This is a genomic window from Levilactobacillus lanxiensis (genome assembly GCF_016861655.1).
GTDB classification, from domain to species: Bacteria; Bacillota; Bacilli; order Lactobacillales; family Lactobacillaceae; genus Levilactobacillus; species Levilactobacillus lanxiensis.
The window spans coordinates 435212-461766 of the sequence record NZ_BOLN01000002.1; the positions used below are offsets into that span (position 1 = coordinate 435212).

Sequence of the window (26555 nt, forward strand, 5' to 3'; positions counted from 1 at the left end):
TTCAAGTGAGAGCGCTTGGTAGTTGAGAGTGGAAACCACCAAAATAAAACGGGCCCCACCCTAAGCAATACGACGATCACTAAGGATTAGACCCGTTCTATTCATGCCTATTGACTAGTTATTCCATTGGATGCTTACGCCGAAACGGCAGGCATAACCACCCTAATAGTGTGAGGCCCAAAAGTTGCCAGCCATTGGCCTGTGACTCACTCGTCTGTGGCAAGCTGGTTTGCCCCGCCTTCTGAGTTCTCTCCTGCTTACCCAGTTGCGTGTCCGTCGATGTCGATGCTCCTCGGAGTTGTCCCTGGTCCGCCAGCTGGTCAAAACGGACCTGTTGCTGGCGTAACTGGCCAACCTGTCTGGTTACTGCAAGGTTCTGAGCATGCACGCCAGATTTCGCTTTTGTTAAGTGCAGGCGCCGCTGTTCCGTTGCCAACTGCTTAGCCTGGCTCGTACGACCGGGACGAACTGATTTAATCACTGGCGCAAGTGATACATGACCAACTAGTTTCTTACCATTACGGGCCACAGCACGGGGCATGTCCGTCAACAATGGATTATCGCCAACCAATTTCGCTAGATCAACGGTATTACCATCCGTAGTAACTGGCGTTTGCGGCTTTGTTGGCTGGTCGCTGACGCTTGATGGATTCACGCGATAGTGTGTGATGTGCGGATTGTTTGGGTCCGTCACGTCGACTTCCGTAAAGGTATTGTTGCCATCTTGGAGGACCACTTGCTTTACGGGCAAGGCTGACGTCTGGGTCTTGTCCGGCCGCCCCTTGACCTGTTCACTAATAGTCACTTGCCGGGTCTTCGGATCAAAACTGTAGACCGTGGTACTCTTGTCAGCCCACTGTTTCGTGATCTGAGTTACGTTACCATCTACGTCCTTTTGTGTCGTGGTCTTATTCCCTTGCTTATCAACCGTCACCCCTAAGATAGTCAGTGTTCCTGGGGTCACTGTCACATCGTAGTTTGGGTTGCCCGCCTTGGCATCAATTGAATAAGTCCCAACTGCCTCGTTCTCCGGTCGGCTATACGTAAGCTTCAGCCCATCAGTCGTCAATGCATCCCCCTCTTTAAGGCTACCGCTTGTCAGGGTCACCACATTGTCTGGATCATCATCACCAGCAGCCTTTACCTGATTTGTCACTTGAACCGTAATTTGCCGAGGCTTGACCGTGAACTTGTCGTTAACCAATGAGAACGTGTAGTTAGGGTCAAGCTTATTCAGTGCATCTTGCGTTAATTGAAGCGTGTATTCTCCGGCCTGCAAATCAGCTGGCTTAACCTCACCTCCGTCAGCACTTACAAATTTAAAGGCGTCCGTGGTGATTGGACCTTGCTCTGTAACGTTTGAGATACCCGTCAAAACAGGAATATCCCCATACGTACTGGTCGTTGGCTTCACGGTGATTGTCGCCTCGGCGGGAACAATAGTTAGTGTGCCAGTACCAAACGAGTTCGCGTAAGCGTAAGTGTAATTCGGGTTTTCATCAATCAAACGCTTCTGCGCAGACTGAGTTAACTGAATCTTATACGCATGATTGGCTTTTAAATCAACGGCGAGAACACTCTGATTCCCCGCAACATCCCAAATTTCAAAATCATCTTGGTTAATAACGCTCGTGGTCGGATTGGAAATTTTGGCTGATAAATCATTAGGTAACGCATCACCGTAAACCATAGTAGCATCGGCAACCGTCACGCTTGCTTTTGCTGGGGCAATGGTCAAGGTACCAACGTTATCAAACGATACCGCGTAATTCCCCGGGTCCGTAGTCGCAGCAATCGTATACTTACCAGCACTCGTACCAGTCACCGTCAGCTTAACACCGAGCGCATCAAGCGTGTCCGGTGTGACCAAGGTCCCCCCAGAAATATGAAATGTTGGTTTGGGTGTTGTCGCGCCATAAACAATATTTAAATCATCCACACGAACCTTGATTGGCTTGGGCGCAATGCTAAAGGCCGTAGAAGCTGGATTAAGTATCACAGTGTAGTTCGGATTAATCGCTGAAGTTGGATCCAGAGTAATGGCATAATCTCCCGCATTTTCACCTTTTTCTCGGACTAATTTCACCCCAAGTTTGGCAATGTCATCTCCATTAACCATGGCATTCGCCGAATCACTGGTCAAGATCAAGGCTGGATCTTTATCACCATAGGTCTTCGTTCTAATGTCAGCGGTCACATAAATTTTCCGTGGGTTCACAGTGAGTGTTGCGGTATCAAATTCGGTGAAAGTATAATTGGGGTCGCTCTTTAGCCTAGTCTGAGCCTTCGTCGTATACCGAATCGTGTAATTTTCATTAGCCTGCAAGTTCTTCGGCTGAACCAACTGGCCGTCAGCGTCGACGATTTCGAAGTCTTCCTGACTAAGCTGAAATTGAGGTTTCGTTTCATCACTCTTTAAAATGCCTAAATTACCAGAAAATTTCGGTACGTCTCCATAGTATACGGTTTCCGGACTCACAGTCACAGTCGCGGTCGCCACTTTGGGCGTAATTGTAACGCCCCCAGAAATATATAACCCCGCATTAGGATTCGTGCTCAGACTCTTTAAGTGAGCACGCCCGGCATCTGTTAGGTTAATCACGTACGTGCCCACATCCTTGGGTTCAGACAATGGGGTCTCAAGGTCATCAACATTTACATAGCTAAAGTATTCTGGATGATTATTAAAACTAGTTCTTTGTTCATCCGTAAGCTCGCCAAAATCTTTCCCAAATTGGACGCTTGGGAACTCTTGTGGCGTGCCATAAACCTGATTCCAACTGCCAAATGTCGCCAATACATCCTGGGCATCCTGGTTTTTCGTCGTTAGGTCGTCTAGATTGACCTTAAAACTAACCAGTAGGTTTTGAACCTTCTTCAACGCGGCGTACCCATTTTGACCGTCCTGCCAAATGTCCGTCGGAATCGTGGCAGTTGCTGCGCTTTCAAAGGCAGTCTTGGCATCCCCGTTGGTCGCGGAAATCTGAGTATAAACATCGGTAATTGTCTTAAATAGGGCATCTGCCGCTGTCTTTTGATCAGCAGTTAAACCACCCAACGCCGTAAATTGATCGTAAAGGTCATTGGCTTCTTTCTTATAGTCCTCCGCCTTTGCATGGTTCGCAGCGGCTTGGCCCTCCCAGTACGTGAGGGTCTCTTTCGTTGGTAACAGTAAGCTCCCACTAGCTTGTGGACTATTGGCGTCTGTAGAATCCGTCGCACCGGCATTGTCTACTGGGGACCAGTAGTAGTCGGCACTAGTGATGGGTGTCTTACCACCACTAGTCACGTTTACACCATTGCTTTGAAGCGGCTGCCCGTTCAAACCATCAGTTACCGACTGACCGGTCCCCACTGTCGCACGCACATTAACTGGCTGACCGTCCACCGTCGTGCCAGTGGCCGTGTAGTAGTGACCGATTGGATTAGATTTAGCCGCTGGTGCCGACGTGGCTGTTCCAGTAGTCGATGCATCAATCAGAACCTGGCCAGGGCCTGGCGTATTTAACGTGACCTCAGCCGGTGTGTACCCCGGAATCGACACCAAGACTGGTTTCCCCGCAACGGTCACCACTTCCACTGGATTTAACCCAGCAATGGGTTGCCTGGTCACAGAATCAACTGGCGTGACAGTCGCTTTAAATGCCAATCTTACCGGAACCGTCATGTTTTGGTTATCTGCATCGGTAACCGTATAACTGTAGTAGGTGTCATCCGCGATGTTCTTAAACGCATCGCCACCAATATAGTGAACCGTACCATTATTGTTGGCGACAACTTGATTCCCATCAATAACATAAATATTTCCCGCCGAATCTGTCGGGATAACTGCAATCAAAGACGGGTCAAGGGTTGGGTCAGCAGCCACCGCACGTTGAGCCGCAGCCTGCGTTGAGAAGATGGAGATCGTATCCCCAATGTTAGCTATGGCTTTAACGTTGGTTTTGTCGAGTAAAGCGCCAGAATCAGCAGAGTCAACTAGATTAACCTGTAGGGGAATCGTTTTTGGCGAATAACTAAAGTTAGTAATTTTAGCAGAATAATCGTTCATGCTACCACCAGTAGAAGCAGCTACTGAAATGGAATAACCAGTTTTAACATCATCGATATGCCGTGAAAGTGTAAGATTGTTTAGCTTAACCGTTAACATCTGTGTGGTAGCATCATAGTTCATCGTAAACGGATTTTCCGGATTAGAGGAACGCGTCAATTTATACTCGCTAGCATACCGCCAATCTATACCTTGGTCACCTGCCGATTGTAAAGTCCCACTTCCATCTGTATAACGCCAACCAACGTAAGGACTCCCCGTAGGATCACGGAAGTCCGTCTGATTATTATACTCATCAAATACAAAACCAAAGGCATTATCCAGACCAGCGATTCCTAAGCGTCCACCAGAACCACCTTCCGTAGCTTTCTCCGGATTACCTGGGGCAAAGATGAAGCCCACACTATCGGCCCCACCGTTATTTTTACTCCCAACTCCCAGTGCACCCGTCATAGAAAAGTTGTGTGTGAAGTCAATCGCATGTTCGAACGACACATGGGCTACCTGATGCCCTTGGATACTGGTTGACCTATTAGGTGACGAATAGTATTTGTGGTAGTCATTGGTTGTCAGTGAAATACTACCGTCTGAATCAATTGTTTGTGTGGTCGTATTATCGGTCGGATCATCGTCCTGATCACTGCCACCCCGATTTTCAACGGTTGCCGTGAAGTGTTGCCCAATTTGATCCGCAGTTAAATTAACCTGCGATGTATCTGCGCCGACACTCACGTCGCTGTTCGCAGACAATACCGGATAGGTCTTTTCCGCAGCCGCGGCCTTTGCCGCCCCGGCATCGGTCCGACTCACTGCAATATTAGGGGTCACCGCCGTATAGCGTACAGCCCTCTGTGGGGTTGGTTTAACAGGGGCTTGTTCCTTAGGCGTTGTCGGCTCCTGTGGCTTTGATGTATCCACTGGTGGCGTGCTCATCGTTGGTGTGGTTTTCGGCTTAGTCGTTGCCGGCTCAGTCACAGGTGCTCCTGGTGTGACGGCTGTGGTTGGTGGCTCCGTGGCCGCCTGTACGGTCATCGTGCCCGTACTTTCAGCAATGGCAACCGCCGAAAGACTTACCAGTAACGTCCCAAATAGCCGGGTCTTCACCCGCCACCCAGTGTGCCCTTTGTACAGAATTAAATGCTTCTTCACCGTTTGATTCGCAATTTTTTGTCTCAAGACCCAGATCTCCTTTTCGCCTGGTAGCGGTCGTTCCAGCCAACGACGGACTAGGTTCTCTTTTTAATGAACGCTCACGCTTAAATTTCCCCTGGAATCGGCAACGCGTGCCGTTTTTGTGCTTGATTAGCTAAAACATAATAGTCGTGCGCGATTATTTCTGGTGCTAAATACGGTGGATTCCCCACGAGGCTCAGGGCGCTTTGCCACCAGTACAGGTCGTGCTTTTCAAAGTAACTGGTCATCTCGCCGGACAGTCCGCTGAGTTGATCACGTTCGATGAACAAGAGTAAATCGACTAAATAGTCCAAATGTACCTGCAGGTCAACGTAGAGTTCCCCGTCTTGATTTTGCTCAGACGACGTCGCTGACCACGTGGGGGCCAAGATCCAGGACCAGTGGCGCGTGCCGGGCTGTTGCTGACGAGGCAGCGTCAACAGGGTCTTGCGTAGGTCAACCACGCGATCAGTAATATTGGTGACTGTTTTGGCGTAAGCCGCTTGATAGGTAAGCATCGAATCCCTCCTCCCAACAGTTTTATTTTTTGGTGCTTATGTAAGTTTCGAATCAATCATCTCTAAATGCTGACTTACCAGGTGTGGCTGTAAACGTTTCCAACCCCATCTACGGTATATCGCCCGATTAATTCGAGATTGTTGCTGTTAATCAGTAACACTGTCTGTAAATAAGTTTTTACTGAAAAATAGTCGAAAAATCCGGCGGTCAGTGTCCTGAATCCTAGACCTCTTGGCCAAATTCGTCATGATTTGTCCGTTAATTCACCGAGTTTATTCGTTTAACCCTTATGCCACCAGTCATCTGCATCCCCCGATTCGTGACTAACGCGCGCCCGGCAACTCGGCCACTAAGCTCGCCAGGACCGTTAACTGGGTCCCGATGGCACTCACAGTATAGTTGCGCCCCAACAAACATTCAAGGCGTTTACACTTAATATATCGTTATTATCACGTCTTATATTATCTGTAACATGAACTTTATGCATTTAGTGTCCGATTCACTGTATATACGGCTAATGACCTGTCGAGATTCTGACGTTCAGAGTCGCTTGAATTTTGGCCCTTAGGTTGCTCAGGGCAACCTAAAAGGACGTGCCTGCAAACTGCAAGCACGTCCTATCCTGAACTCTAATTTAATTGGTGATCACTCATTCATCATACAAGGCGATTTCGCCATAGTACGCCGGAACCCGCACGATACTAAACATCGCGTAGTCCCCATTGGCTAGCTGTTTGATACCGACCCCGACCTTGGCGGGAACGTAGAAGTTTTGTTCCGTCACGCCATCGGTCCCGGAGCCGTCAAACATATTATCCTCAACCCAGGTCTCCCATGCCAAGCCGTTCAGCACGTCGTCCTTGCTACCGACGACCACCGTACTGAGGGTCTTGTCATACCCGAAGCCGTAGGTCAGATTGTTGGCTGCCAAGAGCTTTCTAAATTGACCATAGTCAGACGCCCCAGACCAGTTAGGCAATGGGCCACGCAAAAATCCTGGCGTAATGCTCGTTGAACGGGAAAAATGGTAGGTTGGCCCAGCCAGCTGCGAAGCGACCTGCTTGGCCTGCGCCATGGTTGCGGCGTCTGGCTTCACACCCCCGACCAGGCTCTTAGCAATCGTCAGGGCCAGTTGGTCATCCGTGCTGGTCGCTGGCTTTGTGGTCGGTTGCGTCGTCGTAGTTTTGGTCGTTGCTGGCGTCGTCGCAGTCGTGGCTGCTTTCAAATAGCCGCGCCAAATCCACCCACTCAGCGTCCCATCAGCCGATTTGACGTGATAGTAAATTGGCGTGGTCCCCTTACGCTTGTTGTACAGTTTTTCGTGTGCATCCGTCGTCCACACCACAGTCGGCGTCACGTCATTATTGCTGTAACGCAGCCCCAGATGCTTCGAGTAACGGGCGCCGGTGGTTGCCGTGTAGCTGTGCTGGCGCATGCTCCGCCGCCACATCAACCGAACGGAACGTGACCGAGCCGCCGAATACTGCTGGTTGGCCGAAGCCGGTTGACTGATGCTCAAGCCGCCACCCAGACTGACCAGTGCGATACATAATCCTAACAATCTTTTGTTCATGAAATCTCCTCCTAGACGAACCTAATTTTACCATTCGTAATTGGTTAACGCACGGCCCGGCGCAAATTAAAAAGATGACCACGCTCTCAGGATTTCTCCTTGGAGACTGGTCATCTTTCAGGTTCACGTCTACTTAATCAGTGAAGTCTTCGCTTGCCCCGGTTGGGTTGAAGGCTTTCGCTTGGCCCTTGGTCTTGTAGTAGTGTTGCAGATGGACTTCACCATTGCCAACATTCCACGTCGCATTCGTATACAGTGATTTGATGGTCTTGCCTTTATAATGACGGCTGACGATCTTGTAGCCTTCCGTTCCGGGCGTCCCCATCGCAGAGGCCTTCGTGTGGTTTCCCCAATTTTCATCAAGTAGCCATCCCTTGCTCATATACAGCAGGGTATCGAGCTGTCCCTTTTTGATGTTCTTCATATTCTTATTTAGGTTACCAGATTTGATATAGTTGGTTCCCGTATCCCACTTCTTCCCTTTAAAATTCCGGTACGAAGTTTTCTTAGCCGCAATCGTGTAGCGGTTGTAATGACCATTCTGGTAATAGTACCAAGTTCCCTGAAACTTCTTCGGCGCGCTAGCCAGACTCATCTTAGCGCTAGCTTGCGCATCAACTGTGGGATTGGCAACGGTCAAGACCGCGCCAAAACTAACTGACGCTACGATTGCGCCCATCATGTTGGTAAATTTCATTGTCGTATTCCTCCTTATTTCCGAATCGCTTATTTGTGTAGCGCACCAACTGGATTGAAGAATTTGGCTTGGGCCTTGGTTTGGTAATAGTGGTCTCCCAGCTGCTTACCCCAGTTTTTCACGACGGCCTTGTTGTACAGGACTTTAACGGACTTGCCCTTGTAGGTCTTGTGAATCACCTTATAAGTTCCGCCGCCATTGGTCGCAAACATGCCGTAAGCCACAACCTTGGTATAGCCGTCCTTAACGGTCTTGGCGCTGGTCCAGTGAAGCTTCTTATTGCTCCAGCCTTCTCTAAAGTTTTCTTGGTCCTTAGTCGTATGTAGCGTCCCGATCCATTTGGCCTTCTGCTTACCAAAGGCATCGAAGTAGTTCTTCACCGTCATCTTGTTGGCCCCGATGGTCACCGTTTTATAGTAATACCCATTGTTTTCCTCGTAGTGGTACCAGGTTCCCCGGATACTCTTCGGAAACGCAGCCAAGCTGGTCTTTGCCGCCTGGGCCTGAACCGTGGTGGGACCGGTGATCGCCGCCGTGGCGCCGATCGTGGTTGCGACCATCAGTGCGCTAAAAATATGAGTCATTCGCATCGTGTGTTCCTCCTTAATTTCAAATCCGTTAGCGTGTTTCGCACATCTATTAGGTACGATAAATGTTTATGTAACTAACAAATTTAAGTATAGCAATCACCGGTGTCACAATTTGTCGTTTGCCCGTTATCGAACAGAAATAATCAAAAAACGTTCCCGGCGTGGTGTCGAGAACGTTTCGTCATGATTGATTTAGTTAAAAATGCGTTTCACAAAGCGCGGATTGGCCGTGACAAACCCGCCAGCCACGCGGTAACGCCGGGTCCCGTGATCCGAGAAGTCCCAGCCACGCACAGTTAACCGCCGTCCGGCTGGCACGCGGCGCTTACGCTGTTGGCAGTTGGCGTCCCGGTACAGAACAATCGCCCGTTTCGCCCGGATATGCTGGGGATAGCTCTGCCGCCCCGTCTGAACCAGTTGACGATTGGCCGTCACGTACTGGCCGTTCGTCAGGTAAAACCGGGTCGTCAGGTGATGGCGAACCAGCCGTTTGACCCGCAGTTGTTGGCCCTGCCGGACGTGGCGGACTTTGCCCGTTAGAGTCGCGCGACGATACTGATTGACTCCACGCGGATTGATGACCGTGATGACCCGGGCCCTCTGCCGCGGCGAGTAGTAGGTTGGCTGAACGTAAGCCGGCTGGGTGGTCACATAGCCCGTCAGCCGATACGTTGGTGACTGATGATTGACATCGCGGACCCGATACCGCGGTCGTCCATGCCGGGACAGCCGCTGACCGATAACCACCAGCTGGGGTTGCCGGCCTCGAGGTTGCCGTTTATACCAGGTCAGGCGCTGCCGGGATGTAAACGTCGGCTGCCGATAAAGGCCGAGTTTGCGAATGCCCGTGAGACTACTGCCAACACCCGGCGTGGGTTCTGGAGCCGGTTTAACGGGCGGCAGTGGCGGCTGGACCGGTGGTGTGACGGGATAGACCGGCCGATTAACCGGTTCCCAAACGTAGACCTGCCTGCCCGCCGGTCGGTGATTGCCTGTATAGGCCGCAATCAGACCGTCACTGGTATATTTGGCACCCAGCGGATCACTCTCGGTCCCGGCGCCCACGGCCTGCCACTTTCCCGTGGACGTGGCCGTTATCGGTACGGGTGACAGTTGCGGATTTTGCTCCGCATGCCCCAAGAGGCCCACAGCTGATAAAGTATTCTCCGCATAGAACTGCATCTGGGGACCCAAAACCAGTCTACGAAGGGCATCGTTATCCTTAAACATATCTTGTGTGTAAGTATATTTGCCTGCCTTAGAATCCAACGTTACTTTAAATTTAGAAATGTCTAAGCTGGTCAACTCGCTGTCGCCTTCAAACATGCCTATTAATCCATTGAGCCCGTCCTCCTTATCGGTGGGATCTGAGAGGACCGAGTCGGTCTCAAAGTTCGCTAAATCAAGGCGTTTCAGGCTAGTGTCTTTATTGAACATCAGACTAAAGTCCTGCACCTCTTTGGTCTTGAAACTTTTCAAATCTAGAGATTGTAGATTCGTCATCCCAGCAAACATTCTCTGCATAAAATGAACCTGGTGTGTGTCAAAACCGGACACATCCACGTAACGTAGCTCGCTATCGCCATTAAACATGTCTGACATATTACCAACGTTGCTGGTTTTAAATTTGCTCTTATTAATTACTAAATTTGTCAACTGGTTGTCACCATTAAACATTCTCGCCATATCAGTGACCTTGGCTGTGTTAAAGCCAATTTTCAACTCCTTCAATGCCGTCATTTGGTTAAACATGTCGGGCATCAGTGTCACGTTGTCCGTATTAAGATACGACAAATCTAAGTGTGTTAGCCCAGACGACCGAAACATTCCGGTCATGTCCGTCACATTCCCTGTATCAAAGTGACTGAGATCAAGGGTCTTAACTGACGTTCCAGCAAACATATGGTTCATAGTAGTGACCTGTCCTGTATCAAGGCTAGACAAATCTAAGCGTGTCAGACCAGACAACTGAAACATTTCGGCCATGTTCGTCACATTCCCCGTATCTAAGCTAGACAAGTCTAGCTGATGGACACGCACACTACTAAACATCCCCGTCATATTCGTTGTTTCATGCGTATCAAGGTTGGTCAGCCCCGTAAACGTGCCGTTCTTGCCCAGCCCACTGAAAAGGAAACTAGCATCTTGGGGTGCTTTAAGTTTGCCTTTTAGTTCGATTGACTGCAGTTGGAGCTGGAGCCAGAAGTTTTCTGGCAGGCCCTTAGACAGTGTCTGAACAATAACGCCCTCATTATAATTAGCTCCAGAAACCGAGTTTTGATCCGGTAAGATTCCCCCGTCTCCGCCATCAATAACCAGATGTTGGCCCGTATCGTCACTGGTCAACCGCCATTGACAGTTGGTTCCCATCGTCCCACTGTAGTTTTTCGTCACTTGCGGCTCAGCTCGCACGGTTACTGGTGGCGTAAACAACCCACCAGACGGTCCAACTAATCCCAAACTAGCTCCAATAGCTAATCCAGCAAACAACGTGACGATTCGTTTTTTCTCCATCCCGACTCCCCCAGCCTAGCAAGATTCCAACAATCATTTCTGGTGTTGATTGTAGCATAGCCCCACCGTTTAATTCAGCTCACAACGGCTCAAAATCAGGACTTTCGTTTTAACTGCTTTTTAGTTGGCAACCTGTATTAATATCTTAATCATGATTTGGCACCTTTTCGTCACGGAATCTATACGATTTGGCAAACATTCTGTCACGTATCCATAAACGCATCGCACTTATGCTATATTTAATGGCGTTCCACGGGGACAAATTTGGGGAGGGTTTATTTTATGAAAAAAGCAGCAGCGATTCTAGGTACCGTCGGACTAGCCACACTGGGGTTAAGTCCCGTCATCGGCTCCGCCAGCACCATGACCGGCGCTGTGCGCTACCACCAGGCACACGGGTCGACGACCATCAAACAAAACTACCGACAATTTCAGCTGACCAATCATCAGCCCAACAGCGATTACCCGCACATCAAGGTCACGAGCTGGAAACATGCGCAGCTCAAGGCCGGGAGCAAGGTCAAAATTGATTTGATGGCCGATCAGGGGACCCCGTATAACTGGTACCGTATCCAGACGACCACCAACCACGCCACACACCGTTACTGGGTTTATGGCCAGGCTTTGCGTGGGAAATAGGTTAACCTAATTATCTTCACACCCTATCAGGTACCCGCAAAAACGGCCAATCCCTTTTCAATCAGGACTGACCGTTTTTCGCTACTCCTTGCCACCCCCACACCCCTTGGCAATCCCCTGCCAGTCGGGTATGCTGAACAGTAACTAAGTCCAGTCAAAGGAGCTGGTATCGTGTTTCGTCAAATCGAATGTTTCATTGCCGTTGTCAAGAATCACAGCTACACGCAGGCCGCCATCGAATGCCACCTGTCCCAGTCCTCCCTCTCCCAACGGATCAAGGAGCTCCAGACGAGTCTAGGCGTCACCCTGATTCAGCGAAAAGGCCGCAGCTTCGAGCTGACCGCCGCGGGCGACTATTTTTATCAACATGCCCAAGTACTTCTCGAACAGGTCAACCAGCTCGTCACCCAAACGCAAGCCATCGCGACCAACACTGCCGAGGCCTACACGCTCAAGCTGGGCTACCTCCGCAAGTTTGGGTCACGCGAATTTCTCCAGGCCGTCGCCGAGTTCTCGCGCCAGTTTCCCCAGGTCAAAGTCCAGATTCACAGTGACTCCTACGCCGAGCTGTTCACCCGAATTCGTGATGGCCACCTGGATTTGAATTTTTCCGACCAACGCTACGAGCTCTCGCCGGCATTTGAAAATGAATTTCTGACCGCTGCCGACTACATGGTCGTGGTCGCCCCTCACAGCTTCGCCAGCGACCAAACCGTCATCGACACCACCGAGCTCGCCGACCTGCCCTGCATCCTGATTACCGGCACCGACGAATACGCCTCGGATCAGGCCTACTACCGCGATGTCTTGGGCGTCCAAAGTCCCTTCCAAATTGCCTCTAGCTTTGGTGAGGCGCAAATGCTCGCCACCACGGGCCAGGGCTACATCGTGGTCAATAGCCGCACCGCCGGACAGATCAACGCCACAGCCAACCGCGTCCTCAAGCTGGTCGACCACGGTCGGGACCTGACGCAACACTACTACGCTTACTGGAAAAAGGATAATTCCGGTTACTACATTGAAACCTTCGCCCAGATTTTAAAAGCCCAATTTGATTAATTCCTCCGACTCGCCCCTAACCGGCGGGTCTTTTTTTATCCATCGTCTTAGCCGATTGGTCCAATCGTGAGACGCAATTGGTTTCGAGTTGCCTAGCCGCTATGCTAGGACTCGTAAGTAAATTGACGAAAGGAGTTGACCGTAATGACAGCCGAAACAAGCACGCTATTGACCTGTTGCGACGATCTCACCACTGCCCTGGCAACCAAGGATATCTGTTGGCTCAACGACCACCTCGCCCCCACGGCCGAACGCCGCACACCACTGGTACCCCCACAGGCAAAATACGATTGGATCGATGCCATTCAAAACGAGGCCTTAATTTATGACCACTTCACCGTGCCAACGCTGGACCAGCTAGTTGGCACCCGGGGGCTGGTCCACCTGACCGCCCGGCTGACCGAGCACCCGCACCAGGCAACACCGGTCACCCTCCAGCTCACCTTCATCCGGGAGCCGGATTGTTGGCAACTCTACCGGAATCGGGAGCTATCGGAAAAACCGATTGATTGGATTGGTTAGTCGAATTGGTTTTCGCTATCCCGCCCGGTAAGATAGAACTCGACTCAAAAATTAAAGGAAGTGATTGCGTGTTACTCTTAACTTTTCCAGTGGCGATGGGTATTGGTCTCGCCATGCAAACAGCGGTCAATGCCAAGCTCCGAGGCTTCATCGGCTCGCCCTACCTCTCATCCGGATTTTCCTTTCTGATAGCCTGGCTGTTCTTACTCATTCTCAGCGGGGTAACCCACCAACCACTCCTGATCAGTGGGGCCGTGATGACCCACGGGCCCGGCTGGCTCTGGCTGGGCGGCCTCTTCGGCGCCATCGCCCTGACCGGCAACGTCGTGCTATTTCAAAAGATCGGTAGCCTACAAACGACCGTGTTGCCCATTATGGGGCAGATCATCATGAGCGTGGTGATCGACCAATTTGGCCTCTTTCATTCACCCACCAATACGTTGACCCTCTCCAAAATTATTGGGCTCTTGCTAATTGTCGGGGGCGTGGTGCTCTCACTCGGCATCTTCGCCCCCCGAGACCCGTTGCTGAAGGCCGCCACCTCAAAACCTGAGCGTAGTTCCCAGCTATTCTATCAACTTTTCGCCGTGCTGGCCGGCATGCTCATGGCCATGCAGACCGCTATCAACGGTTATCTGGGAACGGTCCTGAAGTCGCCGCTTCACGCCGCCTTTATCTCATTTAGCATCGGCGTGCTCTGCCTGATTCTGGTAAACCTGGTCACCCGCGCTCGCCTGGCCAACCTTAAATTGGCTCTTCAACAAGGCCCCCGTTACTGGTGGATCTGGTTCGGCGGCGTGATTGGGGCGTTGTACGTTCTGTGCAGCTCCTGGCTGGTTCCCCTCATTGGGACAGGCCAGGTCGTGGTGCTCGCCCTGTTTGGCCAGCTAGTCTTCAGCGCCTTAGTGGAGCATTTCGGGCTGTTTGGCTCACAGGTCACCCGACTGTCCCGCGCTAAAATAATTGGCTTAATAATCATGTTCATGGGTGTTTTAATCGTAAAAATGCTGACATTTTAGGAGGATATTTAATCATGAAAAAAGTTTTAATTCTTGGGGCTTCTGGGTCCATCGCAACTCTGGTAACACGCAACCTACTTGACGACACTCGGGTCCAACTCACCTTACTGGTGCGGCACCCCGACCGTTTGGCCACAGACATTCGCAACGATAGTCGGGTCACCGTGGTTGTGGCCGACGTGGTCAAGGATGCCGCGCAACTGACCGCTGCCATGCAGGGCCAAGACCTGGTTTATGCCAACCTGTACGGCGCCAACTTGAAACAACAGGCCCAGGCCGTGGTGACGGCCATGACGGCGGCACAACTGGACCGAATCATTTGGATTTCTGCCAATGGGATTTACAACGAGATTCCTGGGAAATACGGGCAGTGGAACGCGCAAATGCTGGGATCGACCCTGACAGCCTACGCTGCGGGTGCCAAGGTCATTGAAACCAGTCGCCTCCAGTACACGATTGTCCGGCCAGCTTGGTTCTCCGACAAGCCTGTCGTGAGCTACGAACTGACGCAAAAAGGTCAAGCCTTTAAGGGCACCGAGGTTTCCCGTGAGAGTGTGGCCGCCTACCTAACGAGCCTCATTCTGGATGACAGCCAAGCCATCCATCAATCCGTGGGCATCAGTGAACCCAATACTGACGGTGCGAAACCCAGCTTTTACTAAACAGACAAAGGAAGTCTTCGCTTGAAAATTATGATTATTGGCGCCTATGGTCGGCTGGGCGAACGGGTGCTACATCTCGCTAACAAGCGCGGTCATCAGGTCATTGGCATTGCCCACCGACAGCATGCCGAGCGGCAGAATCCCCAAGTCATTATCAAGGATCTGTTTGATCTAGCCCCCGCTGACCTGGTCGGCGTCGATGCCATCGTGGACGCCGTGGGTGCTTGGACCCCCGCCACAGAAATTGTCCACGCGGCGGGGCTCGCACACATCGTCGCCCTACTGCGGGGCACCCCGATTCACTACCTCAAGGTGGGCGCCACCAGTACGCTCTTCATTAACGATGCCCGCACCCACGTCCTCCAGGAATTGCCGCAGTATTATCCGGCTTACATGCAGGATCTGTGCAGCGTTCATGCCGAAGGACTGGCCATTTTGCAAGGCGAAACGACCGTTCACTGGACCTACGTGACGCCGACGTATAACTTTGATCCCGCTGGCCACAGTACCGGGACCTATCACGTTGCCGGCGACATTTTCCATCCGGCGCGTTCCCAAAACCCTGACGACGGTCGCCAGGACTACATCACCTATGCTGACTTTGCCAAAGGGGTGCTTGACATCATTGAACATGACCAGTATGACCAGCAACAGATCACGTTGTTTTCGGGAGACAATCCACACCCAACACAGCGGTACTAGACCATTGACTAGCCAAGTTAACCTAACAAACGCGTCTGGAATTTTCCAGGCGCGTTTTTCTTCTCTATTTTTTAGCGCTAACGCAACATGCTCTTAGGCGAACGCGCAATGCCCCGCGCGTAGAGCACTATTAAGATACCAGCAACCAACAACAGCAGGAGTAAGACCGTCAGCATGATGTGGTGTAGCCCCGTAAAGAAAATCGCCCGCATTTTCGGTACCAGCTGTTTCGGCAAGCTGCCCACGGTCTGCGAATTACTCAGGCGGTTCATCATGGTCAGGGTAATCCGCCCCTGGCTGGCGCGTACGCCCGTCACTAAGGCGTGATTCAGGATGACCCCGTAGATGGCCGCCATAAAGGTCTGGGCCAGGATGCGTACCAGGTACGCGAAGGAGGTCGCAATCGGCATGTCACGGGGCTCGGCGTCGGACTGCACCGCCACCTGTAGGATGTTAAAGCTCAGGCCAATGCCGAAGCCCTCAAACGCGCCCAACACCAGCAGGACACCATAACTGGTGTGCTGGTTCGCCAGGCTCAGGCCGATAAACGCAATCAGAAACGCCCCCGCTCCCAAGGAAATGATGTCGTACCGCCAGAATTTTCGCTGAATCACGGCCCCCAGTTCCGAGCCGCCGAAGTTGGCAAACGCGCCCGGAATCTGCGTCATCCCGCCAATCAATGCGCTCAACCCCAACAGGCCCTGCGCCCACATCGGCACATAGATGTTGAACGCCACGAAGGCGCCCCAGAGTAGGGCAAACAACGCAAAGTCACTGACCAATTGGCCATTTTTAAACAACCGACCGGGAACGATTGGGTCCGTGGCCCGTCGTTCGGCGAAAACCATCCCGACTAGTAACAACAGACCGAGGCCCACCAAGACCAGGGTGAACCCGATGGGCAGTACCCCAATTTCTTGGACGCCCACCAAGATGGCAGCGAGGCCGCCGACCAGCAACAGGATGCCCAGGTAGTCAATGTCCGCCTTGTTCAGGGCCTGTGGCAGGTTAAACCAGACCAGCATAATCACGATGGACAGCACGGCAATCGGCAAATTCACGTAAAAAACCCAGTGCCAGCTGAATTGGTCAACGATCCAGCCGCCCAATAGCGGGCCAATGATGGAGGCCCCACTGAAGCTGGCAGCGGCAATCCCAATCACCTGGCCCCGGCGTTTCAGACTCGTAAAGAGCTCGGCGTAAATAATAAACGGAATCGTGTTGACCCCACCGGCCCCGATGCCCATCAGGCCCCGGGCGGCAATAAACCAAGCGATATTGGGCGCGAGACCCTGGAACAGCGCCCCGACCATAAAAATAACCGTTGCCAGGATATAAGCAACCTTGTTTCCGTAACGCTCACCAAACTTGCTCCACAGGGGCGTCGTCACGGCCATTCCCAACAGGAAACAAGCCACGATCCACCCCATATCCTGAATGGCGTGAAAATCACTGATAATGGCGGGCAAGGCCGTATTTACAATCGTCCCGTCCAGCCCGGCCATGGCGTTCGACAGAACTAACGCAAAGGTCACCAGAATCTTTTCGTTTCTACTCAAAACCAAACTCTCCCACTCGAACCCTCATCGGTTACGCAAATCGGGCGCCAAAATTTTGCGCCCGTTGACAATAGCATACGAGCAACCGATAATGATGTAAAATGCTAATATTCACTGGTTCTTCATTCACTTTTCGGATACCTAGGAGGCTTTCAATGAATACACGCTTACTACAAGCGTTCCTGGTGCTGACCCAAGTCGGCAACATCACCAATGCCGCCGAAGCCCTACATACGAGTCAACCCAGTCTTTCCCGCCAGCTAAAGGCGCTCGAGGATGAGGTGGGCGCCCAACTCTTCGTCCGGGGAAAACGGCTCATCACCCTGACCGATGCCGGCAGCCTCTTCGCCCAACGCGCACAGGTCATGCTGGACTATTTGGACCAGACCAAGCGCGACCTGCAAGCCCAAAAGACCGGTCTGGCGGGCAAAATTCGCATCGGCTGCGTGGAAAGCCATCTCTCGGCCTACGTGGCCAAATGGCTCGCAACCTTTCAGCGCCAACATCCCAACGTGACCTTCGCCATCTATAGTGCCGATGGCAACGCTATTCGCACCCAAATCGACCAGGGCAACCTGGACATTGGCTTTCTGATTGAGCCCGTGGAGTCGGCGAAGTACGAAACGCAACACATCCCCGTGACCGAGACCTGGGGCCTCATGATGGCCAAGGATGCGCCGCTCGCCCACCACGCGACCGTGACTGGCGCGGATCTAGCCGGACTCCCGCTGTTAGGTGCCCGCCGCAGCATCGTCATCAATCAGGTGTCGAGTTGGCTCAAAATTGACGCGGACACCCTGAATCTCCGGGGCGAACGCAACCTGGAAAACAACGTGCTCCCCTTGATCACGCAGTTTGGCTACTATGATATCTCCATCGATGGCATGCAAGACTTCACCAGCGCGGACCAGTTCGCCTTCGTGCCGTTCAGCCCGCTGAGTCAAACGCAGCACACCCTGATTTACCGGAAGAATCACCAGTTACCACCGACCGTGGCGGAATTTGTTAAAACCGTGACCGCTGAAATTGCAAAAATGCCGACGACCACGGCCTGATATAAATGGCGCCACCCCCGCTCTCTATTCTTATAGAAGAGACTGGAGTAGCGCTTTTTCATACTGGCGAACAAAAACACCAGGTATTCAGTTTACGAATAGCATCTATGTAATCTGGGCATTTTACCTATAGCTGAATTACGTGTAATCTAGGGGCAATCAAAAAATATTCGCTTAAAAGGAGTGCTTCTCATGGAAAACATCACATTCAACAACGGCGTCACCATGCCCGTCCTGGGCTACGGGACCTTCCAAACGCCCCCGGTTATCACCGAGGAAAACGTCGCCAAGGCTATTCAGATCGGTTACCGCAGCATTGACACCGCACAGGTCTACGGCACCGAAGCCGGCGTCGGCGCCGCTATCGCCCACAGTGACCTGGCCCGCGACCAGTTTTTCGTGACGACCAAGACCCAAACGGATGGCTACGCGGCCACGGTTCAGGGCTTAGACGATTCGCTGCAACGCTTTGGTCACGACTACTTTGACCTCGTCATCATTCACTGGCCAACCACCAACAGTCTGGAGACCTACCGCGCCCTGGAGGAAGCCTATCAGGCGGGGAAGGTCCGGGCGATTGGGTTGAGCAACTTTAACAGCGCTCAGATTGATCACCTGCTGGCCAACACGCAAGTGAAACCCGTCATCGACCAGATTGAGACCCACCTCTTCTGGCAACAGGCCAAGATGCATCCCTACCTGCTGGACCACGACATCGTCCACGAATCCTGGGCGCCACTGGGGGAAAACTTTGGCCGTGAAATGATGGCCCTCCCCGCCGTGACCGCACTGGCGGAAAAGTACCACGTAGCCCCGGCCCAGGTGCTCCTGCGCTGGTTGACCCAGCAAGGTATCGTCACCATCCCCAAATCCACCAACCTCGCCCATATTCAATCCAACTTTGACGCGACGACCTTTACCCTCACTCAAGCCGAAATCGACAGTCTCCGCCAATTCGACCGGCACCATTCCATCAAGGACTGGCCGCAATCCATGCGTGAGGATGCTTACTAAACGCTGATGGCAACGACAAAACGACTAGTCCCGAAATTTTCGGACTAGTCGTTTTTTGCTAGCAAGATTCTTCAATTCCGATCATAAGCCCAAACGGCCAGCGGCGCAAAGATGGCGACGATGATGAGGTCAACCCCCAAGACCAACAGGGCCTCGTGCGTCCAGCTGCCGGTGGCTAGAATTTGGCGAATTGCGGTGATCACGTAGGTCACGGGGTTCAGGTGGGCGATGACTTGAAGCGGCTTGGTCAGCGACTTCAGGGGAACGAAGGCGTTGGACATGAAGGACAGCACCAGCATCGTCATCAACGACACGCTCTGAACGGCCCCGGCACTCTTGGCCAGCAGGCCCAACAGCGCAAACAGCCAGGACAAGGCCCAGCCAGTCACGATGGCGAGTCCGGCGATGGCAACGACCCAACCGAACCCGACGGCTGGCCGCCAACCCATCAGGTAACCGGTGGTCAAAGACGCCACCGTCGCCATCAGTAGGCGTAGGCTATCGGCAAAGAGTTGCCCGGCTAGTGGCGCCACGTGGGCCATCGGCAGGGATTTGAAGCGGTCAAAGACGCCGGAGTCGAGGTCCTCTCTGATTTGCGCGCCCGACCCGGAAGCCGCCGACAACATGGTCTGCATCAAGATACCGGGCACGATGGTCGGCAGGTAGGCCTGCACCCCACCGGCGATGGCCCCGCCGAATAAATACCCAAACATGAGCATGAACATGACCGGCTGGATGATCACATCCATGAATCGATCCGGATTGTGCACGGTCTTCAGTAGGTTCCGGTAAGCCATGGTCGCTGTGTTCATGAATAAATTGCCACTGTGTGTTTGTACATCCATATTAATAACCCGCTTTCTTAATTCTTGCCGACGGTCAGATTCAAGAAGACATCGTCGAGCGATGGTTCCTGAACGGCCAGCTGGCTGATTGTAATTTTAGCTTGGTTCAGCGCCGTTAAAATGGGGGCCGCCTGGGCCATCTGTGTTAACCGCACGCTCAGTTGTTGCCCGGTCTGCTGCACGGCATCCGCCACTTGGGCTGCCACCAGTTTCACAGCCGCGCCGACCTGCGTGCTCTGGTCGACCGTGAAGTTCAGGCGCGTGCCACCAATCTGTTGCTTGAGTTCGGCGGGCGTCCCCATTTTCACCAACTTGCCGTGGTCGATGATGGCCAGGTTGTCGGCCAGCTGGTCGGCCTCGTCCAGGTATTGCGTGGTCAGCACGATCGTTGACCCCTGCTGGACCAGGTGGCGAATCGTGTCCCACATCTGGGTGCGCGTCCGCGGATCCAGCCCGGTCGTGGGTTCATCCAGGAAAATCAGGGCCGGCCGCGTGATCAGGCTGACGGCCAGGTCCAACCGGCGCCGCATCCCCCCGGAAAAGTCCTTTAGCGCCTTATCCGCGGAATTCTCTAAGGAAAACTCGTGCAGTAATTCCGTCGTGCGTTGCTTGGCGTCCGGCCGGGACAGGCCGTTGAGCCGGGCGAAAATCATCAGGTTCTGCCGCGCGGAAATGTCCTCGTCGACCGCGGCGTATTGCCCGGTCAGCCCAAACAGCGACCGGGCCAACCGCCCCTCCTTGACCGTGTCGTGACCAAAGATCTTAACCTGACCCGCGTCAGCCTTGAGTAACGTCGTCAGCATGCGTAGCGTCGTGGTCTTCCCCGCTCCATTGGGTCCGAGCAGTCCGAAGACCTCACCCTGCCGCACGTTAAACGACACATCATCGACGGCCAGCTTCTGGCCAAATTTTTTCGTTAAATGACTGACTTCAATTGCGTTTTTAATTGTCATATTGATTGCCTTCTTAGGTGTACTTTTTAATCAGGTCCCCCTGACTAAAATTATAATAAGGCCCCCTGATGGATTTGTCAACTGTTTGCGAAAAAATATTGCGCCTGCTCGCGGCATTGTCGGGTATAATGGCAACAGGGGGACGGTCTTATGCCTAATTTAGAAAAACAAAAAAATGCGGCGGGCAAGCTGATCGAGTTCGGCATGGTCAGACACACCGCCGACGAAATAGCCCACCGCAACCACACGGACAAGGGCGAGCGCCCACTGCGCTTTCAGGGGCAAGGCAAGATTCTGTTGGCCCTGTCGCAAGACGACGGCCTCTCACAAAAAGAGCTGGCGACGCGTCTCAATTTAACGGTGCAATCGACCGCGGAGTTTGTCAACAAACTGGTCAAAAAGGACCTAGTGACCAAGGAAAAGTCCACGACGGATCGGCGCAAAACCATCATCCGCCTGACGGACCTGGGCCGCACCACCGCGGACACGGAAACGGCCAAGGTGCCCGAATTTTTGAACGCCTTGACGGATACCGAGCTGGATCAGTTCACCAGCATCCTGACGAAGCTCAATGCCAGTCTGTACGACGAAATTGACACGGCGGACGCCAGCCAGTCTGGCAAGGTCCAGCAGGCCGTGACGGATTGGTTGCGGGATTGGTTCCTTTAATTTATGCGACGAAAAAATACGGTTGGTCCCGCGGGACTGACCGTATTTTTGTCGTACAGATTTAGTTAGCTAAATGGAATTTTTCAAAATGGGCCTTCAGGTAATCCAGCGTCAGACTCTTGGTCGTCTTGATCAGCTGTTGTGGCTCACCGCTAGCCATCAACCGGCCACCGGCTTGCCCACCCTTGGGGCCGAGATCGATTAGGTAATCGGCGTTGGTCATCAGGTCGAGGTCATGCGTGATGATGATAATCGTGGCGCCCTTGGCCTTCAGGCTGTTGATCACGCCCAGTAGCGTTTGCACGTCTTGGGGATGCAGGCCGACAGAGGGTTCGTCGAAGATAAACAGCGTCTTGCCCTGGCGTTTGTTCAAGTGGCTCATGAGCTTTAACCGTTGGGCTTCCCCACCGGACAGGCTCGGCGTACTTTCGCCTAAATGTAGGTAGCCCAGCCCCATTTCATCCAGTAACTGGAGCTGCTTTTCAATCTTGGGCACCGTTTCAAAGACGTCCAATGCCTCACGGACCGATAAGTTCAGCAGGTCGACAATGTTGTAGCCGTGCCAGCGAATCTGTTGAATCTCGTCCTTGTACCGCGCGCCGTGGCAGTACGGGCAGACCTCTTCCATGTCCGGCAAATACTGAATATCCAGGGTAATCGTGCCCAGGCCGCCACACTGTTCGCAGGCCCCCTGCTTGTTATTGTACGAGAAGTAAGCGAGACCAAACTTCTTGGCCTTGGCTTCCGGCAGATTGGCAAACATCCGCCGCAGGTTATCCATGATGGTGGTGTAGGTGGCAATCGTCGAGCGGGCATTTTTCCCGATCGGCTTGGCATCCACGGACACCACGTCTTTCAAATGGGTCTTCAGGGTCGTCACCTGCTTGGGCAAGGCCGCCTTGGCATTCGCTGCCTGAATAGCCGGCACCAGGCTGTCTAAAATCAAGCTGGTCTTGCCGGCACCGGAGAACCCGGTAACCGCGGTGATCTCGTTGCCAGGAATGGTCACGGCGATGTCGTGTAAATTAAAGTAATCCTGCACCTCAAACTGCGTGGTGAGCTCGCTGGCCTTTCGACTAGCAGGCACCTTGTTGTGCATGATTTTGGCCTGACCAGAAATGTAGGGCCCAATCAGTGACTGCGGATTCCCCACTAGGTCTCGGGGCGTGCCCTCGGCAATGATTTGACCGCCGGCATCCCCCGACCCAGGACCAATCTCAATCACCCAATCGGCGGCCGAAATGATGTCGACTTCATGGTCGACCACGACCAAAGAATTTCCTTGGGCAATCAGTTCGCGAAAGATGCGGATAAGCCCCTTAACGTTATCGGGATGCAACCCAATGGAGGGTTCATCCAGTACGTACAAAACGCCGGTCGTCTCCGTCCGAATGGTCTTGGCTAATTGCAGGCGTTGGAGCTCCCCGGTCGATAGCGTATTACCGTTTCGCGATAGGGTCAGATAGTCCAACCCCAGTTCCAGTAATGGCCGCAACGTGTCCGTTAAATTTTTAAAGAGGACGTCGGCCATCGCCTTCATCTCAGCGGGCAACTCTTTTTGCGCCGCCGCTTGCCACTCGGACAACGACCCCAGGGTCAGGTCAGACACTTCGGCAATATTTTTACCGCCAACTAGTTGCGTCAAGAGTTCTGGATTCAGCCGCGTCCCATGACAGGTCGGGCACACGGAGAAGTGGAAAAATTCGTTGACCTTCTTGATGGCCCGGTCACTCTTCACCGTCTTCAGGGAATCGTAAACGGCTTCGTGGGCGTTCTCATACAGCGTGTTGTCGGTATGGAAAACCCGCCCGGTCGAGGTCCGGAAGTCCACGGGATACTGCTTCTTGGCGCCGTTGAGGACAATGTCCTTCTCCCGGTCGGTAAGGTCCTTGTAGGGCACGTCGATGCGCACGCCCAAGGTTTCCGCCACCGTCGGCATAAAGTTTCGGCCAGGCAAATGCCAGGAGGCTACGACCCCTTCGGCCAGACTGAGACTCTCGTCACCAATCAGCTTCGCCTCGTCTAAGGTCTGAACCGTCCCCGTCCCATGACATTCGGGGCAAGCACCGCCGGAATTGAAGGCAAAGTCTTCGGCCGATTTCGCCATGAATTCGACCCCACACTCCGGACATGTCACGATACCCATCTTGCTGTCGGCCCCACCTGGGAGATCCATGGCCTGGGCGACTTTCAAGCCGGGCGCAATCCGGTGGCCGTTGGGACACACCATCGAGCCGAGGCGTGAAAAGATGAGGCGCACGACGTTGAATAGCTCACTCATGGAGCCCACCGTTGAGCGCTCGGAAGGGACGCCCGGCCGCTGCCGCAGGGCAATGGCGGAGGGAATGTGCCGCACTTCCTGGACCTGCGACCGCTTGCTTTGGCCAATTCGCCGTCGGGTATAGGTGGATAGTGCCTCCAGGTACCGCCGCGACCCCTCTGCGTACAAGATGCCCATGGCCAACGAACTCTTCCCGGAGCCCGAGGGACCGGAGATTGCCACGAACTGATTCAACGGAATATCCACGTCAATATTTTTTAAATTATGGACGTTGCCACCACGTACACTAATATGTTCACGTTGTTTTTCACTCGTTGTCATACTTGCCCACCTTTGTGTTTTGTTCTCTTCATCATACTTACCATTTTAAACTATCCCGTAACGTTATAGTCAAGTTCAGGGTAAAAAAAGAGGTCCAATTCGCAAGTGAATTGAACCTCTCTTCTCTAAATTCCCTTATCAACACTCGTTGACAAAGAGCTCATAAACTTTGACGCAACAAAAGCTATTTTGCAATCACCAGTGTCTTATTCCCAGTGATGTAGGTGCCATCAGACAGTACCAAACGCGTTGTCAGGTTATGCTTCTGAATCTTCTTGACTGTCAGTACAGTCCCACGCTTGTAGTGGCGGACAACCTTACCGTGCAGAGTTATCTGGTTGTAAGCGTTGACGCCGTGTTTGCCGATGACACGGATAGCCTTGGGTTGAGACTTGTAGTAGGTGTTGCTGACGAATTTGCTATTTGCCGTGATATATCCAGTCTTGCCATTAGCGGCGCGGACGTAGTAACGAAGCCTACCAGCCTTAGACCAGGCGTACCCGATGACAACAAACTGTGGCCGATTTGGTCGTCTTTGCTTCGTGTACCAGTGAAGGCGCGTTGCTTTAGAGAAGGTCGGATCACTGTAAAAGCCAATCTTCTTGATCGCATAAACAGCAGCATACCTACCAATTGCAGTGGCTTTGCCAGCAAGTTGACGCTTAAAGGTTGGAGCTGCTGCGCCGTTCTTACCAAATTTAACGGTGGTAGAACCGCCCTTACCGTCAGGCAGAACAGCAAGTAAGGCACCGGGTTCAATCGCACGTTGCACAATGAGTTTACCATTCTTCAACTCGCGAACAATCCGATCACCGCTTACTGGATCATACGTGTAAACCACCTGAAGACCATCAGGCCATTTTTGGGTAATCTTCACAACCTTATCAGCTGCTGTCGTTGAGTCCGGTGCGCTCACACCTGCACTATAGCTCGCTGGCGCGTGCGTAAACGTTGGTGTTGCATTCGGCTGATCTTGATCAAGCTTGACAGTTACCGTACCACCAGCACCATCTGGCAGTGTCACTTCCGAAACTTTAGGTGCATCGGGATTCTTGGGATCAACTGGTTGCTGCTCAAGTGGCTTCTGAGCAACAGGCTTCCCGTTTCTCAGCTCGCTTACCATCTGTTTGCCATTGGCGTTGGTATAGACTGTCTCGCTACCATCTTTCCACTTCTGGTCTACTTTGACGATATCGCCAGCAACATTTTTCGTCGTGGCAGTAACGTTGCCAAGTTTATCAGTCGCGGTCACCGTCGTATCATGCTCAAACGTTGGCATTTCACCTGGTTGCCCGGTGTTAACGATGGTTTCAACGCCATCACCACTCTTCAACATAGTCGTCGAAGGAGAAGAAACTTCTTCCTGCCGATCGATTTCTTTCCCGTTGTTTACCTCAGTTATCGTCGCTTTACTACTGGTTGGATCATACGTGTACGTCGTCGTACTGGTCGTATTATCATCATTTGGCCACGTCTTTACGACCTTGATGAAGTTGCCAGCATCGTCCTTTGTCACAGTAGTAACGACTCCAGAATCATCTGTCGTTGTATCCGTCGTGTCGTGTGCAAACGTTGGTGTTAACCCTGGTTGTGCTGTAACGGTTGTATCAGTTTTACCTTGTTTTACCGTTGTCTGCGTTGCACCTTCGGTGAAGTCCTGCGTGACAGGAACTTCCCCGTCTTTTTCTTCCTTGACCGACTGGTCACCGGTTGAAGGGTCATACGTGTACGTCGTCGTACTATCATCATTTGGCCACGTCTTTACGACCTTGATAACTTTCCCATCGGCATCTGTCGTTGTAGTCACAGTGCTGTCGTTGGGATCCGCCGTCGTTGTGTCGTGTGCAAACGTTGGTGCTGACCCTGGTTGTGCTGTAACGGTTGTATCAGTTTTACCTTGTTTTACCGTTGTCTGCGTTGCACCTTCGGTGAAGTCCTGCGTGACAGGAACTTCCCCGTCTTTTTCTTCCTTGACCGACTGGTCACCGGTTGAAGGGTCATACGTGTACGTCGTCGTACTATCATCATTTGGCCACGTCTTTACGACCTTGATAACTTTCCCATCGGCATCTGTCGTTGTAGTCACAGTGCTGTCGTTGGGATCCGCCGTCGTTGTGTCGTGTGCAAACGTTGGTGCT

General features: G+C 52.6%; 20 protein-coding genes. 9 read left to right on the forward strand and 11 right to left on the reverse strand.

From position 1 onward, the window contains the following. Positions 1-118: 118 nt before the first annotated feature. The 6 genes from JUF22_RS03990 to JUF22_RS04015 form a co-directional block, all read right to left on the reverse strand. The gene (locus JUF22_RS03990; RefSeq protein WP_203643584.1) at positions 119-5227 is read right to left on the reverse strand and encodes a lectin-like domain-containing protein; all 5109 of its coding nucleotides are present in this window, start codon (positions 5225-5227) and stop codon (positions 119-121) included. An 80-nt stretch (positions 5228-5307) separates the two neighbouring features. Beyond that, positions 5308-5742 (reverse strand): hypothetical protein, encoded by a 435-nt coding sequence (locus tag JUF22_RS03995; RefSeq protein ID WP_203643586.1) that lies wholly within the window; start codon positions 5740-5742, stop codon positions 5308-5310. A gap of 650 nt (positions 5743-6392) precedes the next feature. Continuing rightward, complete coding sequence (locus tag JUF22_RS04000) at positions 6393-7316, reverse strand: hypothetical protein (protein WP_203643588.1); 924 nt, start codon at positions 7314-7316, stop codon at positions 6393-6395. 133 nt (positions 7317-7449) lie between these two features. Next, on the reverse strand, positions 7450-8013 hold the full coding sequence (locus tag JUF22_RS04005) for a hypothetical protein (protein ID WP_203643590.1): 564 nt from the start codon (positions 8011-8013) through the stop codon (positions 7450-7452). A gap of 29 nt (positions 8014-8042) precedes the next feature. After that, positions 8043-8603, reverse strand: coding sequence for a hypothetical protein (locus JUF22_RS04010; protein ID WP_203643592.1), 561 nt, complete (start codon positions 8601-8603; stop codon positions 8043-8045). Between the two features lie 192 nt (positions 8604-8795). Beyond that, positions 8796-11117 carry a BspA family leucine-rich repeat surface protein gene (locus tag JUF22_RS04015; RefSeq protein ID WP_203643594.1) on the reverse strand — a complete coding sequence of 774 codons (2322 nt, stop codon included), beginning with the start codon at positions 11115-11117 and terminating at the stop codon, positions 8796-8798. A gap of 282 nt (positions 11118-11399) precedes the next feature. On the opposite strand from JUF22_RS04015, the gene JUF22_RS04020 reads away from it, so the two are divergent. From JUF22_RS04020 to JUF22_RS04045, 6 genes are all read left to right on the forward strand, one after another. After that, entirely contained in the window at positions 11400-11756 is a 357-nt protein-coding gene (locus JUF22_RS04020; protein ID WP_203643596.1) for a hypothetical protein, read from the forward strand. Positions 11757-11927: 171 nt separating this feature from the next. Continuing rightward, on the forward strand, positions 11928-12815 hold the full coding sequence (locus JUF22_RS04025; RefSeq protein WP_203643597.1) for a LysR family transcriptional regulator: 888 nt from the start codon (positions 11928-11930) through the stop codon (positions 12813-12815). 144 nt (positions 12816-12959) lie between these two features. Beyond that, positions 12960-13337 carry a hypothetical protein gene (locus JUF22_RS04030; RefSeq protein WP_203643599.1) on the forward strand — a complete coding sequence of 126 codons (378 nt, stop codon included), beginning with the start codon at positions 12960-12962 and terminating at the stop codon, positions 13335-13337. A gap of 68 nt (positions 13338-13405) precedes the next feature. Beyond that, on the forward strand, positions 13406-14356 hold the full coding sequence (locus tag JUF22_RS04035) for a DMT family transporter (RefSeq protein ID WP_236000704.1): 951 nt from the start codon (positions 13406-13408) through the stop codon (positions 14354-14356). Positions 14357-14370: 14 nt separating this feature from the next. After that, positions 14371-15018 (forward strand): NAD(P)H-binding protein, encoded by a 648-nt coding sequence (locus JUF22_RS04040; protein ID WP_203643601.1) that lies wholly within the window; start codon positions 14371-14373, stop codon positions 15016-15018. Between the two features lie 30 nt (positions 15019-15048). Next, complete coding sequence (locus JUF22_RS04045; protein WP_236000711.1) at positions 15049-15720, forward strand: NAD(P)-dependent oxidoreductase; 672 nt, start codon at positions 15049-15051, stop codon at positions 15718-15720. 77 nt (positions 15721-15797) lie between these two features. Here the strand turns inward: JUF22_RS04045 and JUF22_RS04050 are convergent, their stop codons facing one another. Further along, complete coding sequence (locus JUF22_RS04050; protein WP_236000705.1) at positions 15798-17279, reverse strand: MFS transporter; 1482 nt, start codon at positions 17277-17279, stop codon at positions 15798-15800. 155 nt (positions 17280-17434) lie between these two features. Here JUF22_RS04050 and JUF22_RS04055 point away from each other — a divergent pair, with 155 nt between their 5' ends. Beyond that, a complete protein-coding gene (locus JUF22_RS04055) occupies positions 17435-18334 on the forward strand; it encodes a LysR family transcriptional regulator (RefSeq protein WP_203643605.1) in 900 nt (299 codons plus the stop codon). A gap of 192 nt (positions 18335-18526) precedes the next feature. Beyond that, positions 18527-19348: an aldo/keto reductase gene (locus JUF22_RS04060; RefSeq protein WP_203643609.1), complete on the forward strand. Its 822-nt coding sequence runs from the start codon at positions 18527-18529 to the stop codon at positions 19346-19348. Positions 19349-19419: 71 nt separating this feature from the next. Here JUF22_RS04060 and JUF22_RS04065 read toward each other — a convergent pair whose 3' ends face one another. Both JUF22_RS04065 and JUF22_RS04070 read right to left on the reverse strand, forming a co-directional pair. After that, positions 19420-20193 carry an ABC transporter permease gene (locus tag JUF22_RS04065; RefSeq protein ID WP_203643611.1) on the reverse strand — a complete coding sequence of 258 codons (774 nt, stop codon included), beginning with the start codon at positions 20191-20193 and terminating at the stop codon, positions 19420-19422. A 17-nt stretch (positions 20194-20210) separates the two neighbouring features. Then, positions 20211-21146 carry an ATP-binding cassette domain-containing protein gene (locus JUF22_RS04070; RefSeq protein ID WP_203643619.1) on the reverse strand — a complete coding sequence of 312 codons (936 nt, stop codon included), beginning with the start codon at positions 21144-21146 and terminating at the stop codon, positions 20211-20213. 150 nt (positions 21147-21296) lie between these two features. Between JUF22_RS04070 and JUF22_RS04075 the strand changes: the two genes are divergently transcribed. Next, positions 21297-21815 carry a MarR family winged helix-turn-helix transcriptional regulator gene (locus JUF22_RS04075; protein ID WP_203643627.1) on the forward strand — a complete coding sequence of 173 codons (519 nt, stop codon included), beginning with the start codon at positions 21297-21299 and terminating at the stop codon, positions 21813-21815. A 61-nt stretch (positions 21816-21876) separates the two neighbouring features. Here JUF22_RS04075 and JUF22_RS04080 read toward each other — a convergent pair whose 3' ends face one another. Both JUF22_RS04080 and JUF22_RS04085 read right to left on the reverse strand, forming a co-directional pair. After that, a complete protein-coding gene (locus JUF22_RS04080) occupies positions 21877-24417 on the reverse strand; it encodes an AAA family ATPase (protein ID WP_203643629.1) in 2541 nt (846 codons plus the stop codon). A gap of 184 nt (positions 24418-24601) precedes the next feature. After that, on the reverse strand, positions 24602-26555 hold a 1954-nt coding region (locus tag JUF22_RS04085; protein WP_236000706.1), incomplete at its 5' end, for a DUF5776 domain-containing protein.